Origin of the sequence: Dactylosporangium sp. NPDC000244, from assembly GCF_040300725.1 — a bacterium.
Taxonomy (GTDB): Bacteria; Actinomycetota; Actinomycetes; order Mycobacteriales; family Micromonosporaceae; genus Dactylosporangium.
This window is the reverse complement of sequence record NZ_JBEPEH010000085.1, coordinates 1-15,831: the sequence shown is the minus strand read 5'-3', so window position 1 is coordinate 15,831 and position 15,831 is coordinate 1. Positions and strand designations below refer to the sequence as shown.

The following is a 15,831-nucleotide window of genomic DNA, read 5'->3' as shown; positions in this document are numbered from 1 at the left end:
GCCACACGACCACCGCCGCCACACGACCACCGCCGCCACACGACCACCGCCGCCACACGACCACCGCCGCCACACGACCACCGCCGCCACACGACCACCGCCGCCACACGACAAGTCGGGCGCTCCGCGCCGCGACTTGTCGGATTTTTCGCCCGACGGGGTATACCCCGGATCAGTGAGCACTGGTGATCAATCGTCCTTTGCTGTCCGCGCTTTGGACCACAGCATGACGATCCGCGACGACCGGCCGGTCCTCGTCCCCCGGACGAATGATCAGTGAGAATACCGCGCAACGGATTGACTACCACGGGAGTCGCACTTCGCGATCAGGTGCTGAGTTCGGTCCTCATTGCCGCACGCACGCGCCAGCGTGGTCACATCACCCCCGCGCGTCACGAAATCCACTACCCATGCCCGCACCAAGTTTGGAGTTCATGTCCAGTCATTTTGAGCCGTATCGGCAGATCGTGTCGCCCCGCGATGCCGATTTCAGCGTGCGCGTCGCCGCCTTCGACGATCTCCTTCGGCTGCAGCGAGAAGCCCAAGATGCCGGGCTGACGGCGAGATGGCGCTCACGCGAGGCCCGGCTGCGCCAAGTCGAGCCGGACACAACGGTGATCCTGGCTCCGGCTCTGCGCAACGGCCGTCACGAGGACCGGCCGGACTCCTACCGATGCCACATATGGTTCGTGCAACACTCCAACCGAACCTCGCGGACGGTCCCGCACTTCGATGTAGCGGAGGCTTCGCTGTCAGCCCTGCCAGAAGCAGGAGTATGGCGAGCCGTTGCGCGCACGGGGCTACCGACTACCGAACGTCACCGCCACCTTGCGCGGAATAGCTCAATGGGCAGGGCAGGCCGCACGATTCCAGGTTGAGCGCGGGCAGCGGCGGCGAGGCGGGCTGACCTTCGGACGGGACCGTCGCCGATATGTTCGCCATTTGCGCTGGGGCGTGGTCCGAGACGTCGTTTGGGTCGCATTCTGGGATAATTCTTGGCATGAGGCAGATGCAGTTGTTCAGTTCTCGGGAATTGGCTGCTATGCGGGATCGGACGAAGGCCAAAAATTGGTGGCCAGGGAAAGACGAATTCCGGAAGGAACAGCAACGGCGGCGAGACTGGGGGCTGGTGAGACGGCACGCGGAGAAGCTGCGCCGCGTCTCCGGGACCGCGACACCCGCGAACGAAGCAATGGTGCCAGCCCGGCCCAAGTCAGGCCCGCGCGTGTCAGCGCCACCCGCTCCGCCCACGCCCACGCCACGCCCGACCCACATGCCTGCACCGTTCGGGCCCGCGCCACGCGCGCTTCACACGCCCGCACCGCCCGCACCGCCCGCGCCCGCACCGCCCGCGCCCGCACCGCCCGCGCCCGCAGCGCCTACGCCGACCGCGCTCAAGCCGCCGACTCCAGCATTGCCCACACTGCCCACCCCGCCGAAGCCTGCGCCCGTGTCAACACCGCCCACGCCAGCCGCGCGGTCCTGGTCCGCCTCGGAGCCCGTCCCGCCCATGTTCGGCCGCGCCTACGCCTGCGCCCTCTTCGTCAGCGCCGCCCGCGCCCACGCGGTCCAGGACGTCAACTGCTACCGCACCGTCTGCCGGTCGAAGTCCTACCCAATGTACCCGGCCGGAAAATACCGACCGTCGCACGGGAGCGAACCTTTTCCCACCATCGAAACAATACGGGGCACAGCACCTTCGACGAACCCGTCGCCCAGGAGCGCGGGAATCCGCCGACTCGGCGAGCATAAACTGCACCCGATATGCGCGAGCAGTTGTGCGGGTGTCATGCCGACTGCGCGGGAGTGTACCGATCGTCGTGCGCAAGGATCAGCCCGGCCAGGCGCGCACCGACCGGCTGACGAAGCGGTCACCAACCCGGTCACAACGTCGCGCTCCCGAACGCGCCCACCGTGTGCGGTGACCAGGCCGGCGCCGACACACCGGCCGGGGTCGCGATCTCGCGGTGGGCCACGAGATCCCACGCGATGATCGGGTCGATCGTCCGGGCGATCGCGGCCACCGGCCGCCCATCGAGCACGTCGGCCGTGACCCCGCGCGGCGGCACGCGGTCGGAGAGCTCGACGGTCGAATCGCCGCCACGAGCAGCTCCGAGCACCGGACGTCGGCGACGGGGCCGCGGCGGCCGGCCGGTGCTGCGGTTCGGAGGCGACAACGCCGCGATGCCAGGCTGCGGGGCGTTCGGCTGCGACGGAGGACCATCGGGCCCGACGTACTGTTGGGCCAATGAGCGTGGTCCGGCGCGAGGCGCGGCGGCGGTGGGCGGTCGTCGCGGCGCTGGTCGGCGCGCTTGTCGCGGTGCCGCTCGTGGTCGCGTTCGCGCCGGTGACGGCCGAGCGCGTCGAGCCCGCGGTGCTGCGGGACCGGATCATGGTCGCGGCGCAGGGGCCCTATCAGGGATACGTCCAGAGTCGCGGCTCCATGGTGCTCCCCGACCTGCCGCAGCTGGCCGACACGGCCGCGCTGTTCAGCGGTACGACCAGTATGCGCGTCTGGCACGCCGGCCCGGACGCGTGGCGGGTCGCGGTGCTCGACCCGGTCGGCGAGAAGGACTGGTTCCGCACTCCCGAAGGGTCCTTCACCTGGGACTACGGCCGCAACCTGTGGACCGGGAGCGCCGGTGAGCCGGCGGCCCGACCGCCGCAGGCGTCCGACCTGGTGCCGCCCGAGCTCGCGCTGCGCCTGCTGCGCGACGCCGGGGCCGGGGCCAGGATCGCCGCGCTGGCGGACCGGCGCATCGCGGGAGTCGCGGCGGCCGGCATCCGGGTCACGGCGGCGGATCCGGACTCCACCATCGGCGCCGTCGACGTGTGGGCCGATCCGCGCACCGGGCTCGCCCTCGAGGTCGACGTGGGAGGGGCGCTCACGACGCGGTTCCTCGACGCCAGCGCGGCGCCGCCCGCCGAGGACGTCGTGCAGCCCCGCGCCTCCGGGTCGAGCGGGTTCGCCGCCGCCACCCAGTCCGAGATCGCCTCGTCGCTGAACTCGGTGGCCCGGGCGAACCTGCCGGGCTCGCTCGCCGGGCGCGCACGGGTGCCGGGGCCGTTGAGCGCGCTGGCGGTGTACGGCGACGGGCTCTCGCGGCTCGTCGTCGTCGCGGTGCCCGGGCGCCTCGGCGAGCGCACACTGAACGCTTTGCGCAACGCCGGCGGTACACCTATCGCGACCGGATATCTGCTGCGCTCCTCGGTGCTCACCCTCGCCGTCACCCGCTCCGGGCGGCGCACGTATCTGGTCGCCGGGTTCGTCACCGCGGACCTGATCACACGGGCCGCCGGGGAGCTGCGGTGATCCAGACCGTCACGCCGACCAAGACCTTCGCCGCCGGGGAGCCGCGGTGATCCAGACCGTCGCGCTGACCAAGACCTTCGGCCGCATCCGGGCCGTCGACGGCGTCGACCTCACGGTGCCGGAGGGGTCGCGGTTCGGGCTGCTCGGCCCCAACGGCTCCGGCAAGACCACGCTGATCCGGATGCTGCTCGGCCTCGTCTTCGCCACGAGCGGGGAGATCTCCATCATGGGCAAGCCGGTCCCGCGCCGGCTGCACGAGATCCTCCCGGACGTCGGCGCGCTGGTCGAGGGTCCGGCCGCGTACGGGCACCTGTCCGGCCGCGCGAACCTGCGCCTGATCGACGCGGCCGGCCCCTCGGTGCGCGCCACCCGCCGCCGGCGCGTCGAGGAGGCGCTGGAGCGGGCCGGGCTCGGCGGGGTCGACGGGCGGCCGGTGCGCGCGTACTCGCTCGGCATGCGCCAGCGGCTGGGGCTCGCCTCGGCCCTGCTGCGCACCCCGCGCCTGCTGATCCTGGACGAGCCGACGAACGGGCTCGACCCGCAGGGCATGCACGAGATCCGGGAGCTGCTGCTGGAGATCAGCGCGGCCGGCTGCACCCTGCTGCTGTCCAGTCATCTGCTCGCCGAGATCGAGCAGCTGTGCACCTGGGTCGGGATCATGGACCGCGGGCGGCTCGTCGGGCAGGACGAGCTGGCCGCGCTGCGGGTGCCGACGGGGCGGGTCGTGCTCGAGAGCCCCGACGCCGACCGGGTGGTCGCGCTGCTCGACGGGCGGGTCTCGGACCGCGACGGCGACCGGCTCGCCATCGCCCACCCGGACGCGGCCGCGCTCAATGCGCAGCTCGTGGCGGCCGGGCTGCGGGTGGCGCAGATCGGCGCCGAGCGGCGCACGCTGGAGCAGGTCGTGCTCGAGCGCACCCGGGCGGGCACGGACCGGATGGAGCGACGGTGATCCTCGTCGAACTGCGCAAGTTGTACCGCCGGCCGCGCACCCTGGTCAGCCTGGCGCTGCTGTGCGGGTTGCCGCTCGCGGTCGCGATCCTGCTGGCCACCACCCGGATCGGCACCGCGGCGGCCCAGGGTCCCGCGTTCCTCTCCGCGGTCCTGAGCAACGGCTCGCTGTTCCCCGCGGCCGCCCTGGCGATCGTGCTGCCGCTGTTCCTGCCGGTCTCGGTGGCGGTCATCGGCGGCGACGCGGTCGCGGGCGAGGCGGCCAGCGGCATGCTGCGCTACCTCGTGGCCCGCCCGGTGGGCCGGACCCGGCTGCTGCTGGCGAAGCTCGTCTCGACCATGGTGTACGTCCTGGGCGCGGTCGTGGCCGTCGTGCTGAGCGGGTACGTCATCGGCATGCTGCTCTTCCCCGCCCAGCCGGGCGCCGAGGTGGTGACGTCGGTGTCGGGACCGGCCCTGACCCCGCAGCAGGTGACGCTGCGCATCGGGGCCGCGACGCTGTACGTCGCCCTGTCGATGCTCGGCGTCGGCGCGATCGCCCTGTTCCTGTCGACGTTGAGCGACTCGTCGCTGGGCGCCACCCTGGGCGCGCTGGCCGCGCTGGTGGCGAGCCAGCTGTTCACGGCCCTGGACGCGGCGGCCGCGATCCGCCCGTACCTGCCCACGCGCTACTGGCTGGCCTGGATCGACTTCTTCCGCGAGCCGATCCTGTGGCGCGACATCGAGCGGGGCGTCGGCATCCAGGCCGTCTACGTCGCCGTCTTCCTGGGCCTGGCCTGGGCGAACTTCGCGACCAAGGACGTGACCAGCTAGCAGGGCGGGGCCGGCCCGATGGGCGCCGCGCCGATCGCGTCGAGCACGAGCCCGGTCACGTAGTCGTCGGTCGGCAGGTCCCCGTGCCCGACGTCCCGCCCCGGGCACGCCTGCTGGATGTCGACGTCCACGGCCCCGTCGAGCCGGGCCGAGTCCGGCGGAACGACGGTCTGGTCCTGCTCGGTCCAGATGCTCAGCCACTGCGGCGGGTTCGGCACGCTGGTGCCGAGCTGCCGCAGGAGCGTGCTGCCGGGCGCGAGCTGCTGGCAGGCGGCCGGGCACGCGCCGGGGAGCCCGGCGGCCCCGGCCGCCGCGAGCCGGGCCCCCTGGTGCGGCGAGCCGAGGGTGACGACGCGCCGCGCCTTGTGCACGCCGTCGTGCTGGCGCACCCAGAGCCGGGCGACGACTCCCCCGGCGGAGTACCCGATCACGTCGACGGAGGGCGCCCCGCGCAGGGCCCGCGCCGCGGCCGCGTCGAGCACGTCGGCCTGGGCCGCGAGGTCCCCCGTGCCACCGTCTGGCATCTCGACCACGGTGGCCGTCCGCCCCGTGGCCCGGATGGCCGCGGCGAGCCGGTCCACGCCGGCGGTCCCGCCGCCGAAGCCGGGCACGAGCAGCACCGGGCCGGGGACCGCCTGGTCCGGGATGCGCACCGGCTTCTCCCGCAGCACGGCGCGCAGCGCGAACCCCCCGGCGGCCAGCACCACGATCGCCGCGAGCACCGCGAACATCAGCCGCCGGCGAGGACTCATGCCCCATGTATAACGCGCCCTTGACACGGCTAGCTAATGCCATTAGCTTTTAGCTAACGCCATTAGCCAGAGCTTCTTGGAGATCGCGATGACCGAGTACCTGAACGTGGACGGCGGCACCCTGGCCTACGAGGTGACCGGCTCGGGCCCGCTGGTCGTGCTCGCCCACGGCATCGGCAACGACCGCGAGGCGTTCCGCTTCGTGACGCCCCTGCTGGTCGCGGCCGGCTACCGGGTGGCCGCCCTGGACCTGCGCGGCTGCGGCGAGTCGAGCGTGGGCTGGAAGTCCTGCACCAGGACCGACATCGCCGGCGACCTGATCGCCCTGATCACCCACCTCGGCGGCCCGGCCGTGCTGGTCGGCCACTCGATCTCCGGCGGCGCGGCCACGATCGCCGCCGCGAAGGCCCCCGCGCTGATCACCGCGGTGGTGGAGCTGGCCCCCTTCACGCGCAAGCTGAGCTACTCCCTGGGCGACTTCCGCGTCGCGCGCTACCGCCAGGGCGCGCTGAACCTGCTGGGCGCCGGCCTGTTCGGCAACATCGCCCGCTGGCGGCGCTACCTGGAGATCGCCTACCCCCAGCCCCGCCCCGCGGACTGGGACGCCAGCCTGGCGCACATCGAGTCGAAGCTGCGCGAGCCGGGCCGCATGAAGTCCTTCCAGCTGATGGGCCGCTCGACGCCGGCCGACGCCGCCGCCCAGCTCGGCAACGTCCGCTGCCCGGTTCTGATCATCGAGGGCGCCCAGGACCCGGACTGGGTGAACCCTCGCGCCGAGGGCGAGGCGATCGTCGCGGCGCTCCCGGCGGGCCTGGGGCGGCTGGAAATGATCGCCGGCGCCGGCCACTACCCGCACGTCCAGTTCCCCGAGCAGGTCGTCGCCGCGACGGTGTCGTTCCTGGCGACGGTACGGGCTTGACCCTCACGTAACGTGAGGCGCGAGGGTGGGCGCATGAGCGAGTACTACAACGCGTTCGAGATGAGCCCCGTGCCCGTCCCCGGCCCCGACGCGGTCGCGCCGGAGCCGTTCCGGGGCATCTACGGGATGCCCGCGTTCGCGACGATCCCCACCTGCGACCTGGCGGCCTCGGCGGACTTCTGGATCCGCGGGTTCGGGTTCATCGACCTGTTCAGCATCCCCGGCCGGCTCGTGCACCTGCGCCGGTGGGCGTTCCAGGACGTCCTCCTCGTCACGGCGGCGGAGGCACCGGCGGCGGGGGCTCCGGCGGCGGTACCGGCGATGAGCCTCAGCTTCGCGTGCGTGCTCGGCCAGCTCGACCCGCTCGTCGAGGCGTGTCGTGCGCTGCGCCCGGACTGCGTCGAGGGCCCGCGGGACACGCCCTGGAACACCCGCGACGTCGAGGTGATCACGCCCGAGCACGCCCGGGTCGTGTTCACGGCGGCGAAGCCCTTCGACCCGGACAGCCCGGAGGCGCGCAACCTCGCGGCCGTCGGGATCACCCCGCCGGGCGCCGGCCGCGGCGACAATGAGGGGCATGCCTGATGCCGCCGACGCCGACGGCCTGACCGTCGGCCAGGTCGCGACGCGGCTGGACGTGACCGTCCGCGCGCTGCACCACTGGGACGACATCGGCCTGGCCCGGCCGTCGCTGCGCACGACCGCCGGCTACCGGCTCTACACCGCCGCCGACCTGGAGCGCCTGCAACGCATCGTCGTCTACCGCGAGATCGGCCTCGGCCTGGACGGGATCCGGGCCGTCCTGGACGACCCGGCCGCAGACGTGCCGGGTGCCCTGCGGGCGCAGCGCACCCAGATCGCCGAGCGGATCGACCGCCTCCAGCGACTCAGCGCCGGGCTGGACCGGATGATCGACGCCCACGAGCGCGGCCTGCTGCTGACCACCGAGCAGCAGGCCGCGATCTTCGGCCCCGAGTGGAACCCGGACTGGCCGGCCCAGGCCCGGCAGCGCTACGCGGGCACGACGCAGTGGCGGCAGTACGCCGAACGCTCCACCGCCCGCACCCCGCAGGAGTGGCAGGCCGTCGCGGACGCCGTGGCCGACCTCGACCGTGCCCTCGGCGACGCGATGGACGCCGGTGTCGCACCCGGCAGCCCGGAGGCGAACCGGCTCGCCGAACGGCACCGCGAGGTGTTCGCCGCGTACTTCCCCCTCACCCGGCAGATGCAGGTCTGCCTCGCCCGCCGGTACGAGGCCGACCCGGACTTCGCCGCCCACTACGACGGCGTCCGCCCCGGCCTGGCCACGTGGTTCCGTCACATCGTCGACGCCGCCGCACGCGCCCACGGCATCGACCCCGACACCGCCACCTGGGAATAGCGTCCGGCCGCCGGCTAAGTTCGCCGGGCGGCCCGGGCGGCGGCGCGGCGGCCGTTCGCGCGGCGGGGCGGTCGTGGCGCCCGGGATCAGGTTCGTGGTGAGCAGCCGCCGGCCCTCGCCGTGCGCCACCTCGCCGGCGAGCTGGCCGATGAGCAGGTCCGCCGCGGTCGCGCCGGCCTCCGCCGAGCGCGCCGACACCGTGGCAGCGGTGCAGCCTGCCGCGTAGCGGCCAAGAAAAAGGCGTGGCTTCAGCCACGCTCGCTATGTCATCCTAGGACGCTAGGATGAGCCGATCCCGGAGCCGACCCAGAAACGGCGCATCGCTGGGTTCCACAACTTCCAGACGGTCGAGAGCCGCCAGGACCGCCCTTCGCTCTTCGGCGCCCAAGCGCCTGAGTTCGTCGGCGATCCGCGACGTCGCCTCTGCCTGAGCCCGCGCATCGATCAACGGCGGCTCCAGATCGAACAGCACACGACACGGCGCAAGGAGAACCGATACCAACCGGTCGCTGAGGTCACGGTGGTCCTGGACGGCCGAGTCCGCCGCGCGCTCGGCCACCGGCTCCGCCATGTGCCGGAGGGATTCGACAATGCCCGAACCGTCCACCTCCATGCCGTCCAGCGCGGTGCGGAACTCCCGAACCTCGCCCGCGTCCATCTGCCCCAGCTCAAATTCGACGTCCTCGATGGCCTGCAAGCGCGAATCCACGTCGATCTGCGACGCATCGAGCTCAAACAGCACCACCAACGCCAGCACCGCGGCACCCACCACCCGTCGCTCCACATCCATGTCGATGGCGTCAGGCGGGGCGGCGGTGTTCGGGGAGTTGGTTGAGCCACAGGGCCAGGGCCCGCGCGACCTCCTGGTCGAAGGCGGTCCGCGCCCGGTGCGCCGGGTCGCCGTCCTCGCCGGCGGCCAGCCGGCTGATGCGCGTGCGGGTCGCGGTCAGGCTGTTGGACAGGAACGCTTCGAACGTCGCCGGGTTCGCGGCGTCCACCGCCAGCATCCCGCGCACGTACAGGTCGTCGACGTCGGTGTCCGGGTCCACAGTGCACAGCCACGCGGCCTGGCGCCGGCGGCCCTCCGCGGTCAGCCAGCACGGCAGGCGGTTGCCGCTGCCGTGACGCAGTGTCGTGGGAGCCTCCACGCGCAGCAGACCGGCCCGCTCCAGGCGGGTCACGCTGATCATCACGCGGCTCAGGTCGACGCGGCGGGCCGAGCCGAAGATCGCCGAGTGGCGGTGCCACAGGTCGTAGGCGCTGCTCGGGCCCTCCGCCAGCAGTACCAGGACGACATCGTCCAGTACCACCGTCATGAGGACCTCCGCCGAGAACTTCTACAGTCGTGTAGAAGTTAGCAGTCCGGCTCCTCGTTCAGCAGGTCCCGCAGCAGGCGCTCGTCCTGCTCCGACAGGCGGCTCACGAAGCGGCGCAGCACCGAGGCGCGGTCGGACTGGGCCGAGAGCAGGCGGTTGATGCGATCCGCGACGAGCCCGGCCGGGTCGCTGAGCGCGCCGTACCGGTACGCCCGCCCGGCACGCTCCCGGGTCACCGCCCCGCGCTCGTGCAGCCGGGTCAGCGTCGTGACGACCGCACTGTAGGACAGGCCGCCCGCGGGATCGACGCGGTCCCGGACCTCCCCCGGGGTGAGCGGAGCACCGGCCGAGCCGAGTACCGTCAGGATCTCGGCCTCGAGCTGGCCGGGCCGCCGCCTCGGTCGCGCCTCGTCTGGGGTCACGGGCACGACTGTAGCGGGAAGGGTGCGCCGCAATCATGTTCGACCATTTCGTCTGGTCCGTCCTCGCCGTCCCGCCGCTGCTCGTCATCGCCGTCCGGCTGCTCGCCGACCGCCTCGCCCCGGGTGCCGCGGCACGGGCCGTGGCCTGGTCGGCCGCCGCGGCCGCGATCGGCAGCACGGTCAACCTGGCGCTGTTCGCGGCGCACGCCGCGGCCGAGGTGCCGTTCGTCGGCCGGGCCCTGGGCTGGTCCACGCGGATCGTCGCGCGCGACACGGCGTCGGAGCCCTGGGTGCCGTGGCTCAGCATCGGGCTGCTCGCGGCCGCCGCCGGGTCGGTGTCGTACCGCTGGATGCGCCAGCGCCGCCTCCTGCGCCTGCTGCCGTCCGGCCCGGCCGAGCCCGTGGTCATGGTCCCCGACGCGACCGCGGGCGCGTTCGCGGTCCCCGGCCGCCCGGGGCACGTCGTGGTCACGACCGGGATGCGGGACCTGCTCACCGACCGGCAGTTCGAGGCACTTCTCGCTCACGAGCGCGCCCACCTCGCCGAGCGCCACCACCGCCTCGTGCGCATGACGGAGCTCGCCGTCGCCGCGCACCCGGCGCTGTGGTGGGTCGGCCGCCACGTCGACTACCTCGTCGAGCGGGCCGCGGACGAGCGGGCCGCGGCCGCGCTGGGCGATCGCCGTACCGTCGCCCACGCCATCGGCACCGCCGCGCTCGCCGGCACCGCGCCGCACCCGGCGGGCCTGCACGCGGCGAGCGTCGGCGGCGTCGTGCCCCGCCGGGTGAGCCACCTGCTGCGCCCCCACCCCGCCGTCCTGCCGCGGGTCCTGGCCGTGATCCCGGTCCTGGTCGGCCTCTCGTCCCTCGTCTGGACCGGCGAGGCCGCCCTCGACCTGATCCAGCTCTTCGCCGCGGCCGCGCGGTAAGCCGTGCACGTCCTTGCGATCGACCAGGGCACGTCCGGCACCAAGGCGGTGGTGACGGACGCCGCCGGGCGGGTGCTCGCGACCGCCGAGGAGGAGCTGCGGCCCGTCTACCTCGACGGCGGCGGCGTCGAGGTCGACCCGCACGCGCTGCTGCGCTCCGTGCTCGACGCCGGGCGGAGGGCCGCGGCCGAGGCCGGGGTCCCCCTGGACGCGGTGGCGCTGGCCAACCAGGGCGAGACCGTGCTGGCCTGGGACCGGGCCACCGGCGAGCCGCTCGGCCCCGCCGTCGTCTGGCAGGACCGCCGCGCCGAGGCGATCTGCGCCGCCCGCGCCGGCGCCGCGCCGCGCGTCGCCGAGCTGACCGGCCTCGTGCTCGACCCGTACTTCTCGGCCCCGAAGATGCGCTGGCTGCGCGAGCACCGCACCGCCGATGGCGTCGTCACCACCACCGACACCTGGCTCGTCCACCGGCTCTGCGGCGCGTTCGTCACCGACGCGTCCACCGCGAGCCGCTCCCTGCTGCTCGACCTCGACCGGGTCGCGTGGAGCGGGGAGCTGCTCGACCTCTTCGGCCTCGGCGGCGAGGAGCTGCCCGAGATCGTGCCGAGCGACCGGATCGTCGGCACCACCACGGCGTTCGGCGGCGAGGTCCCCGTCACCGGCCTCGTCGTCGACCAGCAGGCCGCGCTGCTGGCCGAGGCGTGCCTGGAGCCCGGCACCGCCAAGTGCACCTACGGCACCGGCGCGTTCCTGCTGGCCCAGCTCGGGGCGAGCGCCGCGCGCTCGCGGCAGGGCCTGGCCACGTCGGTCGCCTGGCGGCTGCGGGACACCACCGCGTACTGCGCCGACGGCCAGGTCTACACCGCCGCCTCCGCCGTGCGCTGGCTCGCCGACCTCGGCCTGATCCGCGGCGCCGGCGAGCTCGACGCGGTCGCGGCCCCCGACGGCGGCGGCGTGCTCTGCGTGCCCGCGCTGGCCGGCCTGGCCGCGCCGTGGTGGAGCGCGTCCGCGACGGCCTCGCTCACCGGTATGACGCTGAGCACCGGCCGGGGCCACCTGGTGCGCGCGGTGCTGGAGGGCGTCGCCGCCCAGGTCGCCGCGCTCGTCGCGCTCACCGGCGACGACCTCGGCACCCCGCTGACCCGGCTGCGCGTTGACGGCGGCCTCACCCGGTCCCGCGTGCTCATGCAGGCCCAGGCCGACCTCGCGCAGCTGCCGATCGAGGTGTACCCGTCCCCGCACGCGACCGCCCTGGGCGCCGCCGCCTGCGCCCGCCTCGCCCTGGACCCCGGACTGTCCATCGTGGACGCGACCGGCGGCTGGCGCCCCGCGGCCACGTTCGAGCCCGCGTGGCCCCCGGAGCGGGCCGCCGAGCACCTGGCCCGCTGGCACGCCGAGGCCGCGAGGGCCGCGGCATGACCGGCCCGCGCACCTTCGACGTCGCCGTCATCGGGGCGGGCCTCGTCGGCTCCGCGATCGCCCGGCGCTTCGGGGCCACGCGCCTGTCGACGGTCCTCATCGAGGCCCGCGACGACGTCGGCGACGGCACGAGCAAGGCCAACACCGCGATCCTGCACACCGGCTTCGACGCGAAACCGGGCACGCTCGAGGCGCGCCTGGTCGCCCGCGGCTACCACCTGCTCGGCGACTACGCCGCGGCGACCGGCATCCCCGTGGAGCGCACCGGCGCGCTGCTGGTCGCGTGGGACGACGAGCAGCTCGCGGCCCTGCCCGGCCTGCGGGACAAGGCCCGGCGCAACGGCTACGCCGAGTGCTCGATCGTCGATTCCCGGCAGGTGTACCACCAGGTGCCCGACCTGGCCCCCGGCGCCCTCGGCGGCCTCACGGTGCCGGGCGAGTCGATCACCTGCACGTGGACGACGAACCTGGCCCTCGCGACCGAGGCGGTGCGGCGCGGCGTCACCCTGCTGCGCGGCCACCGCGTCACCGCCGTGCGCGACGACGGCACGCGCACCTGGCTGAGCACCGCACACGGCGACATCGGGGCGCGCTGGGTCGTCAACGCGGCCGGGCTCGGCTCCGACGCCGTCGACCGGCTCTTCGGCCACGAACGGTTCACCGTCACGCCCCGCCGCGGCGAGCTGCTCGTGTTCGACAAGCTCGCCCGGCCCAAGGCGCCGAGGATCGTCCTGCCCGTGCCGTCCAAGGTGGGCAAGGGCGTGCTCATCAGCCCGACGATCTACGGCAACGTGATGCTCGGCCCGACCGCCGAGGACCTCGGGGACCGGGCCGCCACCGGCACCTCCGAGGCCGGGTTCGCGTTCCTGCGCGAGAAGGGCGCCGCGCTCATGCCGTCGCTGCTCGACGAGGAGGTCACGGCCGCCTACGCGGGCCTGCGCGCCGCGATCGACGCCGACGACTACCTGATCGACGTGGACGAGTCCCGCCGGTACGTGCTCGCCGGCGGCATCCGCTCGACCGGCCTCACCGCGTGCCTGGCCATCGCCGAGCACGTCGCGTCCCTCGTGGACGGGGTGCTGGACCTGGCCGAGCGCCCCGGCCTGCCGCCCCCGCCCCGGATGCCGAACCTGGGCGAGGCGGGCCCGCGGCCCTACCAGGACGCCGCGGCGATCGCGGCCGACCCGGAGTACGGCCGGATCGTGTGCTTCTGCGAGCGGGTGACGCGGGGCGAGATCCGCGACGCCTTCGCCTCGCCGATCCCGCCGTCCACCGTGGACGGTCTGCGGCGCCGGACCCGCGCGATGAACGGCCGCTGCCAGGGGTTCTACTGCGGTGCCGAGGTCGCGGCCCTGGCCGAGTCGGGCGGGAGGCCGCGGTGAGCGAGCACGTGCGCGTCGCGATCGTCGGGGGCGGGCCCGCCGGGCTCGCGGCGGCCGCGGCCCTGGCCGGGCGCGTGGACGGCACGGTGCTCGTGCTCGAGCGGGAGGCCGCGCCCGGGGGGATTGCGCGGCACAGCGCGCACAGCGGGTACGGCATCCGGGATCTGCACCGGGTCCTCAGTGGACCGTCCTATGCGGACCGTCTCGCGGGGCGGGCCGCGGCGGCCGGGGCGGTGCTGGAGACCGAGGCGATGGTGACCGGCTGGGCGGGCGACCGCGCGCTCGAGGTGACCTCGCCGCGCGGGCGGCGCACGGTGAGCGCCGACGCGATCGTGCTCGCCACCGGCGCCCGCGAGCGGCCCCGCCCCGCGCGGGGAATCCCCGGTGACCGGCCGGCCGGCGTCTACACCACCGGGCAGCTCCAGCAGCTCGTGCACCTGCACCACCGGGCCGTCGGCCGCCGTGCGGTCGTCGTCGGGGCCGAGCTCGTGAGCTGGTCGGCGGTGCTCACCCTGCGCGCGGCCGGCTGCCGGACGGTCCTGCTCACCACCGAGCTGCCCCGGCCCGAGCTGCGGCTGCCGCTACGCCCGGTGCGCACCCGCACGCGTGTGGCCGCCATCCACGGGCACGGCCGGGTGTCCACTGTGGAGCTGGAGGATCTGCGCACCGGGCGCCGCGAGCGCGTCGAGTGCGACACCGTCGTGCTCACCGGCGACTGGATCCCCGACCACGAGCTGGCCCGCGCGGCCGGGCTCGCGCTCGACCCGGCGACGCTCGGCCCCCGCGTCGACGCCGCCCTGCGCACGAGCCGCCCCGGCGTCTTCGCGGCCGGCAACCTGCTGCACCCGGTCGACACCGCCGACGTCGCCGCGCTCGACGGCCGCCACGTCGCCGCCGCCGTGCTGCGGCACCTGGCCGGCGCCGGGCGGCCCGCGAGCGCGGGCGTCGAACTGGTCGCCGAGCCGCCGCTGCACTGGGTGGCCCCGCAGCTCATCCACCCGGGCGGCCCGCCGCCGGCCCGGGACCGGCTGCTGCTGTGGACCACCGAGCACCGCCGCCTGCCCCGCGTCACCGCCACGCAGGACGGCCGCCGGCTCGGCTCGCGGCGCCTGCCGTGGCCGGCCGCCCCCGGGCGCGTGTTCCGGGTGCCGTACGCGCTGGTCCGGCCCGCCGACCCGAACGGCGGCCCGGTCCATCTCACGCTCGGCTCATGACTGCCGCAGCCCGCCCGCGACGCGTAAGATCCCGCACCGGTGGAGCAGACTGGAATGATCGGCTGGCTCGACGCTGTCTGGGCGAGCACGCATCTCGTGCAGATCGTCGAGGGCGGTGAGGCGGCCGGTCCGCTGCCCGGGCGTGCGGTGCTGGCCGAGCTGGGCGAGCCCCCGGCGCTCGGCGCGCTCCGGGCGCTGACGACGACCGGCCGGTTCACCGGCGACATCTGCCGCTGTCACGGCCACACGACCGTCGTGCTGCGCGGCACCGCAGGCGAGGCCCTGGCCTCGGCCAGCCTGCACGCCTACGGTTCGGTCAGCTGGGAGCGGTCGCGATTCCGCAACGACCTCGAGGTGGATGACGCCGCGGGGCTGCATCTGCTGCTCGCCGCGCAGGGCGTACGCGGGCAGGTCCAGCAGTTCCTGTCCCCGCTGATGGATCTGCTGCGCCGGCACGAGACCGATCGGCGGCCGCAGTTTCGTCCCGCGGGCAAGGCCGGCCGCCGGTACCTTGCCGAGCGCCGGGTCCCCGTCGAGCTGCACGCGACGCTGGGCCGCCTGACCGGCCAGCAGGCGGGCGAGCTGGCCGAGCCGCAGATCCGCGACCTGCGTCGGCTGCTCGCCGCCGCGACACCGTCACCGGCCGAGCGAGCGGCGGCCCTGTTGTCCTGGCTCGGCCGGCTGACGGTCCCGGCGGAGGCGTACTGGGGCGAAGGCGCACTGGTGCGGCAGTTGCTCGCCGACATCGCCGCGCCGGACATCGCGGCCGCCGCGGCGGCCGTGCGGACCGGCCCCGTCGCGATGGGCGTGGTCAACCTGCTCATGACGACCGGCGAGGATCCGGTCCTCGCCGCGGCCGTCGCACCGACCCTGCGCCGGCTGTTCCCACCGCCCCCGGCCTAGGGCGCTGTCCTCCTAGCCCAGCTCCTTGAGCAGGTAGAACGCGGTGTCGCTGCCGTACTCGGCGAGGGCGGCCCGCAGCGCCGCCCGGTAGGCGTCCCGCTCGTCCTCGGTACGCTG

16 protein-coding genes are annotated in these 15,831 nt (G+C 74.5%); 11 read left to right on the top strand and 5 right to left on the bottom strand.

Annotated features, from left to right (window positions below; translation table 11 throughout):
* Positions 1-1,883 precede the first annotated feature (1,883 nt).
* The gene (locus tag ABT369_RS56810; protein ID WP_350626929.1) at positions 1,884-2,120 is read right to left on the bottom strand and encodes a hypothetical protein; all 237 of its coding nucleotides are present in this window, start codon (positions 2,118-2,120) and stop codon (positions 1,884-1,886) included.
* A 128-nt stretch (positions 2,121-2,248) separates the two neighbouring features.
* Here ABT369_RS56810 and ABT369_RS56805 point away from each other — a divergent pair, with 128 nt between their 5' ends.
* Genes ABT369_RS56805 through ABT369_RS56795 form a run of 3 tightly spaced genes read left to right on the top strand, consistent with a single transcriptional unit; the run spans position 2,249 to position 5,077 of the window.
* Entirely contained in the window at positions 2,249-3,313 is a 1,065-nt protein-coding gene (locus tag ABT369_RS56805; protein ID WP_350626927.1) for a hypothetical protein, read from the top strand.
* Positions 3,314-3,359: 46 nt separating this feature from the next.
* The gene (locus tag ABT369_RS56800; protein WP_350626925.1) at positions 3,360-4,265 is read left to right on the top strand and encodes an ABC transporter ATP-binding protein; all 906 of its coding nucleotides are present in this window, start codon (positions 3,360-3,362) and stop codon (positions 4,263-4,265) included.
* On the top strand, positions 4,262-5,077 hold the full coding sequence (locus ABT369_RS56795; RefSeq protein ID WP_350626923.1) for an ABC transporter permease: 816 nt from the start codon (positions 4,262-4,264) through the stop codon (positions 5,075-5,077). The genes ABT369_RS56800 and ABT369_RS56795 overlap by 4 nt, the downstream gene beginning before the upstream one ends.
* Here the strand turns inward: ABT369_RS56795 and ABT369_RS56790 are convergent.
* Complete coding sequence (locus ABT369_RS56790; RefSeq protein WP_350626921.1) at positions 5,074-5,829, bottom strand: esterase/lipase family protein; 756 nt, start codon at positions 5,827-5,829, stop codon at positions 5,074-5,076. The genes ABT369_RS56795 and ABT369_RS56790 overlap by 4 nt on opposite strands.
* An 88-nt stretch (positions 5,830-5,917) precedes the next feature.
* Between ABT369_RS56790 and ABT369_RS56785 the strand changes: the two genes are divergently transcribed.
* Genes ABT369_RS56785 through ABT369_RS56775 form a run of 3 tightly spaced genes read left to right on the top strand, consistent with a single transcriptional unit; the run spans position 5,918 to position 8,129 of the window.
* On the top strand, positions 5,918-6,748 hold the full coding sequence (locus ABT369_RS56785; protein WP_350626919.1) for an alpha/beta fold hydrolase: 831 nt from the start codon (positions 5,918-5,920) through the stop codon (positions 6,746-6,748).
* A gap of 33 nt (positions 6,749-6,781) precedes the next feature.
* Positions 6,782-7,333: a hypothetical protein gene (locus ABT369_RS56780; RefSeq protein WP_350626917.1), complete on the top strand. Its 552-nt coding sequence runs from the start codon at positions 6,782-6,784 to the stop codon at positions 7,331-7,333.
* Complete coding sequence (locus ABT369_RS56775; RefSeq protein WP_350626915.1) at positions 7,326-8,129, top strand: MerR family transcriptional regulator; 804 nt, start codon at positions 7,326-7,328, stop codon at positions 8,127-8,129. The genes ABT369_RS56780 and ABT369_RS56775 overlap by 8 nt, the downstream gene beginning before the upstream one ends.
* 271 nt (positions 8,130-8,400) lie before the next feature.
* Here ABT369_RS56775 and ABT369_RS56770 read toward each other — a convergent pair whose 3' ends face one another.
* Genes ABT369_RS56770 through ABT369_RS56760 form a run of 3 tightly spaced genes read right to left on the bottom strand, consistent with a single transcriptional unit; the run spans position 8,401 to position 9,867 of the window.
* Entirely contained in the window at positions 8,401-8,919 is a 519-nt protein-coding gene (locus ABT369_RS56770) for a hypothetical protein (RefSeq protein WP_350626913.1), read from the bottom strand.
* Positions 8,920-8,929: 10 nt separating this feature from the next.
* Positions 8,930-9,445, bottom strand: coding sequence for a hypothetical protein (locus tag ABT369_RS56765; protein WP_350626911.1), 516 nt, complete (start codon positions 9,443-9,445; stop codon positions 8,930-8,932).
* 38 nt (positions 9,446-9,483) lie between these two features.
* Complete coding sequence (locus tag ABT369_RS56760) at positions 9,484-9,867, bottom strand: BlaI/MecI/CopY family transcriptional regulator (protein WP_350626909.1); 384 nt, start codon at positions 9,865-9,867, stop codon at positions 9,484-9,486.
* Positions 9,868-9,902: 35 nt separating this feature from the next.
* On the opposite strand from ABT369_RS56760, the gene ABT369_RS56755 reads away from it, so the two are divergent.
* Genes ABT369_RS56755 through ABT369_RS56735 form a run of 5 tightly spaced genes read left to right on the top strand, consistent with a single transcriptional unit; the run spans position 9,903 to position 15,714 of the window.
* On the top strand, positions 9,903-10,796 hold the full coding sequence (locus tag ABT369_RS56755) for a M56 family metallopeptidase (protein WP_350626907.1): 894 nt from the start codon (positions 9,903-9,905) through the stop codon (positions 10,794-10,796).
* Positions 10,797-10,799: 3 nt separating this feature from the next.
* Positions 10,800-12,215: an FGGY family carbohydrate kinase gene (locus ABT369_RS56750; RefSeq protein ID WP_350626905.1), complete on the top strand. Its 1,416-nt coding sequence runs from the start codon at positions 10,800-10,802 to the stop codon at positions 12,213-12,215.
* A complete protein-coding gene (locus ABT369_RS56745) occupies positions 12,212-13,597 on the top strand; it encodes an NAD(P)/FAD-dependent oxidoreductase (protein ID WP_350626903.1) in 1,386 nt (461 codons plus the stop codon). Before ABT369_RS56750 ends, ABT369_RS56745 begins: the two co-directional genes overlap by 4 nt.
* Entirely contained in the window at positions 13,594-14,811 is a 1,218-nt protein-coding gene (locus ABT369_RS56740) for an NAD(P)/FAD-dependent oxidoreductase (RefSeq protein WP_350626901.1), read from the top strand. Before ABT369_RS56745 ends, ABT369_RS56740 begins: the two co-directional genes overlap by 4 nt.
* A 39-nt stretch (positions 14,812-14,850) precedes the next feature.
* Positions 14,851-15,714, top strand: coding sequence for a hypothetical protein (locus ABT369_RS56735; protein ID WP_350626899.1), 864 nt, complete (start codon positions 14,851-14,853; stop codon positions 15,712-15,714).
* Positions 15,715-15,831 lie beyond the last annotated feature (117 nt).

Bases quoted from the DNA above. Each gene is read 5' to 3' on its own strand.
- ABT369_RS56770 (WP_350626913.1), bottom strand. From the start codon at position 8,919: ATGGATGTGGAGCGACGGGTGGTGGGTGCCGCGGTGCTGGCGTTGGTG.
- ABT369_RS56755 (WP_350626907.1), top strand. From the start codon at position 9,903: ATGTTCGACCATTTCGTCTGGTCCGTCCTCGCCGTCCCGCCGCTGCTC.
- ABT369_RS56745 (WP_350626903.1), top strand. From the start codon at position 12,212: ATGACCGGCCCGCGCACCTTCGACGTCGCCGTCATCGGGGCGGGCCTC.
- ABT369_RS56780 (WP_350626917.1), top strand. From the start codon at position 6,782: ATGAGCGAGTACTACAACGCGTTCGAGATGAGCCCCGTGCCCGTCCCC.
- ABT369_RS56765 (WP_350626911.1), bottom strand. From the start codon at position 9,445: ATGACGGTGGTACTGGACGATGTCGTCCTGGTACTGCTGGCGGAGGGC.
- ABT369_RS56785 (WP_350626919.1), top strand. From the start codon at position 5,918: ATGACCGAGTACCTGAACGTGGACGGCGGCACCCTGGCCTACGAGGTG.
- ABT369_RS56790 (WP_350626921.1), bottom strand. From the start codon at position 5,829: ATGAGTCCTCGCCGGCGGCTGATGTTCGCGGTGCTCGCGGCGATCGTG.
- ABT369_RS56775 (WP_350626915.1), top strand. From the start codon at position 7,326: ATGCCTGATGCCGCCGACGCCGACGGCCTGACCGTCGGCCAGGTCGCG.
- ABT369_RS56805 (WP_350626927.1), top strand. From the start codon at position 2,249: ATGAGCGTGGTCCGGCGCGAGGCGCGGCGGCGGTGGGCGGTCGTCGCG.